The organism is Rhodopseudomonas sp. BR0M22 (assembly GCF_010907035.1).
Taxonomy (GTDB): domain Bacteria; phylum Pseudomonadota; class Alphaproteobacteria; order Rhizobiales; family Xanthobacteraceae; genus Rhodopseudomonas.
Window position 1 is genome coordinate 1 of record NZ_QUMK01000127.1, and the last position, 5,148, is coordinate 5,148.

Sequence of the window (5,148 nt, forward strand, 5' to 3'; positions counted from 1 at the left end):
GTGCACGGCGCTGGATTGCTTCGCTTCGCTCGCAATGACGGGGTGGGGCGGGTGACTTGCTCAAAGCAAAACGGCCGGGCGCTAGCCCGGCCGTTGCAAAGCGAAGATGAAGCTTGCGCGTCAGATCTGGCGTTCGACCAGCTTGAGCTTGAGGTTGGCGATCGCTTCCGACGGGTTGAGACCCTTCGGGCACGCCTTGGCGCAGTTCATGATGGTGTGGCAGCGATAGATCCGGAACGGATCTTCGAGATTGTCGAGGCGCTCGCCGGTGGCCTCGTCGCGGCTGTCTTCGACCCAGCGGGTCGCCTGCAAGAGCGCGGCCGGGCCGAGGAAGCGATCCGAATTCCACCAGTAGCTCGGGCACGAGGTCGAGCAGCAGGCGCACAGGATGCACTCGTACAGGCCGTCGAGCTTTTCGCGATCGGAGTGGCTCTGCCGCCATTCCTTCTGCGGCGTCGGCGTGACGGTCTGCAGCCAGGGCTGGATCGAGGCGTACTGGGCGTAGAAGTTGGTGAGGTCGGGGACCAGATCCTTCACCACCGGCTGATGCGGCAGCGGCGTGATCTTCACCGCGTCGTCGCGAACATCGTCCATCGCCTTGGTGCAGGCCAGCGTGTTCTCGCCGTCGATGTTCATCGCGCAGGACCCGCACACGCCTTCGCGGCAGGAGCGGCGGAAGGTCAGGGTCGGGTCGATGTTGTTCTTGATCCAGATCAGGCCGTCGAGAACCATCGGGCCGCAGTCGTGCTTGTCGACGTAGTAAGTGTCGATGCTCGGGTTCTTGCCGTCGTCCGGATTCCAGCGATAGACGCGGAACTCACGAACCTCGGTCGCGCCTTCCGGCTTCGGCCAGGTCTTGCCGCCGACAATCTTCGAATTCTTCGGAAGTGCGAATTCAACCATCTCGTTGCCTCTGGCTCTGCGCGTCATTGCCGGACTTGACCCGGCAATCCATCTTCTTGCGAAGATGATGGATGCCCGGGTCATAGGCGTTTCAGAACGCCGTTCTACTAACGGCTATGCCCGGGCATGACAGTTCGTTCTCTGGCGATCAATACACCCGCGGCTTCGGCGGAATGTACTGAACGTCGTTGGTCATCGTGTAGTCGTGCACCGGTCGGTAATCGATGGTCACGTCGCCCTTGTCACCGATCCAGGCCAGGGTGTGCTTCATCCAGGCGGCGTCGTCGCGATCCGGGAAATCCTCGCGGGCGTGAGCGCCGCGGCTCTCGGTGCGGTTGGCGGCCGAGTTCATCGTCACCACCGCCTGGACGATCAGATTGTCGAACTCCAGAGTCTCGACCAGATCCGTGTTCCAGACCAGCGAACGATCCGACACGCCGACATCGCCGACGCTGCCATAGACGTTGGCGATCAGTTCCTTGCCCTCGGCCAGCACTTCGCCGGTGCGGAACACCGCGCAGTTGTTCTGCATCACATGCTGCATCCGCTCGCGCAGCTTGGCGGTGGGGGTGCCGCCCTTGGCGTAGCGATACTTGTCGAGGCGGCCGAGCGACATCTCGGCGGAGTTCGCCGGCAGCTCCGGCTGCTTGCCGTTCGGCACCAGCTTTTCGGCGCAGCGCAGCGCCGCGGCGCGGCCGAACACCACGAGGTCGATCAGCGAGTTGGAGCCGAGGCGGTTGGCGCCGTGCACCGACACGCAGGCGGCTTCGCCGATCGCCATCAGACCCGGCACCACCGCGTTGTCGTCGCCGTCCTTCTTGGTGACGACTTCGCCGTGGAAGTTCGTCGGGATGCCGCCCATGTTGTAGTGCACGGTCGGCAGGATCGGGATCGGCTCGCGGGTGACGTCGACGCCGGCGAAGATCCGGGCCGATTCCGAGATGCCCGGCAGCCGCTCGTGCAGCACTTCCGGCGCCAGATGGTCGAGGTGCAGGAAGATGTGGTCCTTCTTCTTGCCGACGCCGCGACCTTCGCGCATTTCGATCGTCATCGCGCGCGAAACCACGTCGCGCGAGGCGAGGTCCTTGGCCGACGGCGCGTAGCGCTCCATGAAGCGCTCGCCTTCGGAGTTGACCAGATAGCCGCCCTCACCGCGGGCGCCTTCGGTCACCAGACAGCCCGAACCGTAAATGCCGGTCGGGTGGAACTGAACGAACTCCATGTCCTGCAGCGGCAGGCCGGCCCGCAGCGCCATCGCGCCGCCGTCGCCGGTGCAGGTATGCGCCGACGTGCAGGAGGCGTAGGCGCGGCCGTAACCGCCGGTCGCCAGGATGGTGGTCTGGGCCTTGAAGCGATGGATGGTGCCGTCGTCGAGCTTCAGCGCCACGACGCCGCGGCAGCAGCCCTGATCGTCCATGATCAGGTCGATGGCGAAGAATTCGATGTAGAACTCGGCCGAATGGCGCAGCGCCTGGCCGTACATCGTGTGCAGCATGGCGTGGCCGGTGCGGTCGGCGGCCGCGCAGGTGCGCTGCGCCTGGCTCTTGCCGAACTCGGTGGTCATGCCGCCGAACGGACGCTGATAGATCTTGCCTTCCTCGGTGCGCGAGAACGGCACGCCCCAATGCTCGAGCTCGTACACGGCTTCCGGCGCGTTGCGGACCATGTATTCGATCGAGTCCTGATCGCCGAGCCAGTCCGACCCCTTGACGGTGTCGTACATGTGCCAGCGCCAGTCGTCCTTGTGCATGTTGCCGAGCGAAGCCGAGATGCCGCCCTGCGCCGCCACGGTGTGCGAGCGGGTCGGGAACACCTTGGTGATGCAGGCGGTGCGGAGGCCCGCTTCGCTGCAACCGACCACCGCGCGCAGACCCGCGCCGCCGGCGCCGACCACGACGACGTCATAGGTGTGGTCCTCGATCGGATAGGCGTTTCCGCCCGCCGCCGGGGCGCCGTTGCCGTTCGCCGCCATGCCTTAAACTCCGGATGCCATTTTGAAGATCGCAAAGATCGCGGCCAGCGCCACGGCGATCGAGAAGAAGTTGTTGGCCATCACCGTGACCAACTTGAGCTTTTCGTTCTGGACGTAGTCTTCGATCACCACCTGCATGCCGATCTTCATGTGGATCGCGGAGGCAATGATGAAGAGGATCATGATCAGCGAGATCAGAGGCGAACCAAGGATCTGCGCGGCGGCGGCCTGATTGCGGCCGAGCAGCATCATGATCACCACGATGGTCGGCAGGATCAGCAGCGTCATGGCGACACCGGTGATGCGCTGGCGCCAGAAATCCGAGGTGCCGGAGCCGGCAGGTCCTAGCTTGCGAACCTTGCCGATCGGCGTGCGCATCGAGGACTTCTGTGCGCCGTGTGCGTTGTCGCCGCTCATCGGGCCACCCCCATCGAATAGGCGATCACCCAGAGGAGGACGGTCAGCACGATGCCGCCGATCAGGGCGGCCCAGGTCAGCCACTCGCGGTCGGCGGTCTTGAAGCCGTAACCGAGGTCCCAAACGAAGTGGCGGACGCCGCTGAGCAGATGGTGCATCAGCGCCCAGGTATAGCCGAAAACGATCAAACGGCCGATCCAGGAGCCGGTGAAGGCCTGGACGTTGGCGTAGGCGGCCGGGCCGGCAGCGCAGGCAATCAGCCACCAGGCCAGCAACAAGGTTCCAGAATACAGGGCTATGCCGGTGGCGCGATGGACGATGGACATCGTCATCGTCAGGCTCCAGCGGTAGGCCTGCATGTGAGGCGAAAGCGGTCGTTCCATCCTGGCGGTCATCGGCTCAATCGGTTGGCGGCGAGCGGACAGGGCCCCGGGGAGAGGCTCGCGAAGGTGCCTCTATTTACGGAGCAGATGCAGTCAGCGCAACGACGAAATGACATGATAAGAATATTAATTCATTTCTTGAAGCGCCGTCGATGCAAGGCCATGCGAGTCCTCTTCGGCTGACTGCCGGACTCGATCGATGAAGTTCGATTCACAGGCTCGGGGCGACGCCACCAAGTTGCTGTCGCGAAGCGGCTGCATGGCCTACGTCAAAACTGGACCAATTCTGATCAGCAACGCGGTCTGCAGCTTTCGTATCGCCTGTCGACGTGCGACAGTTTGAATCCTGTCGCCGGGGAGTCCCAGCCCCTGCACCACAACGTTCTGTTTGGATGAGTCACGATCATCATCACCATCACGGACCTGGCGCCTCGCATGGTCCTGGTGGTCATAGTCATGCGCCGAAGGATTTCGGTCGTGCCTTCGCGATCGGCATCGCGCTGAATGTGGCGTTCGTCATCGCCGAAGCGGCATTCGGTTACTTCAGCAACTCGATGGCACTGATTGCCGACGCCGGCCACAATCTGTCCGACGTTGCCGGTCTGGTGGTGGCGTGGGTGGCGGCCGGGCTGTCGAAGCGGCCGCCCTCGGCGCGTTATACCTATGGCCTGCGCGGGTCCTCGATTTTGGCGGCGCTTTTCAACGCGGTATTCCTGCTGCTCGCCGTCGGCGCAATTGGGTGGGAAGCGATCGTGCGGCTGTTCGCGCCCGAGCCGGTTGCAGGTATCACCGTGATGGTGGTGGCCGGCATCGGCATCGTGATCAATGCCGTCACGGCCTGGCTGTTCGCCTCGGGCCGCCACAGCGACCTCAACATTCGTGGCGCTTACTTGCACATGGCGGCGGATGCAGCAGTGTCGGCCGCCGTAGTGGTGGCCGGTGTCATCATCCTGTTCACCGGCTGGTACTGGATCGATCCGGCCGTCAGCCTGCTCGTCGCTGTGGTCATCGTCTGGGGCACATGGGGTCTGCTGCGCGACTCCGCTGCGTTGTCGCTTGCAGCGGTGCCGCGTGGCATCGACCCCGCAGCGGTGCGCGCGTTCCTATCGAAACTCCCCGGTGTCACCCAGGTCCACGACCTGCACATCTGGGGGATGTCGACCACCGAAGTCGCCTTGACCTGCCATCTGGTGATGCCCGGCGGCTCGCCGGGCGATCCGTTCCTGGTCGACCTCGCCCACGAACTGCAGCACGATTTCGGCATCGCGCACACCACGGTGCAGATCGAGACGGACCCCAACACAGTGTGCGCCCTGGCGCCAGATCACGTGGTGTAGGCGATCGTCGTGGACTGGCCGCGCTTGGTGCTAAGCGCACGCGACCTGTAGGACGAGCCGCACGCGCCCCCTCCCCCCTGGGGGAGGGTCGGCCGAGCGAAGCGGAGGCCGGGGTGGGGGTCCCCGAGCACTGTGC

The 5,148-nt window shown here is 64.3% G+C and carries 5 protein-coding genes; 1 reads left to right on the forward strand and 4 read right to left on the reverse strand.

The genetic code is table 11. From position 1 onward, the window contains the following. Positions 1 to 120 precede the first annotated feature (120 nt). The 4 genes from DY468_RS24235 to sdhC form a co-directional block, all read right to left on the reverse strand. Positions 121 to 903 (reverse strand): succinate dehydrogenase iron-sulfur subunit, encoded by a 783-nt coding sequence (locus DY468_RS24235; protein ID WP_164608125.1) that lies wholly within the window; start codon positions 901 to 903, stop codon positions 121 to 123. Positions 904 to 1,051: 148 nt separating this feature from the next. Next, the gene (gene sdhA, locus DY468_RS24240) at positions 1,052 to 2,875 is read right to left on the reverse strand and encodes a succinate dehydrogenase flavoprotein subunit (protein ID WP_164608127.1); all 1,824 of its coding nucleotides are present in this window, start codon (positions 2,873 to 2,875) and stop codon (positions 1,052 to 1,054) included. Positions 2,876 to 2,878: 3 nt separating this feature from the next. Further along, complete coding sequence (gene sdhD, locus DY468_RS24245) at positions 2,879 to 3,292, reverse strand: succinate dehydrogenase, hydrophobic membrane anchor protein (protein WP_164608129.1); 414 nt, start codon at positions 3,290 to 3,292, stop codon at positions 2,879 to 2,881. Continuing rightward, entirely contained in the window at positions 3,289 to 3,687 is a 399-nt protein-coding gene (gene sdhC, locus DY468_RS24250; protein ID WP_164608130.1) for a succinate dehydrogenase, cytochrome b556 subunit, read from the reverse strand. The genes sdhD and sdhC overlap by 4 nt, the downstream gene beginning before the upstream one ends. A gap of 380 nt (positions 3,688 to 4,067) precedes the next feature. Here sdhC and DY468_RS24255 point away from each other — a divergent pair, with 380 nt between their 5' ends. Next, positions 4,068 to 5,012, forward strand: coding sequence for a cation diffusion facilitator family transporter (locus DY468_RS24255; protein ID WP_164608132.1), 945 nt, complete (start codon positions 4,068 to 4,070; stop codon positions 5,010 to 5,012). Positions 5,013 to 5,148 lie beyond the last annotated feature (136 nt).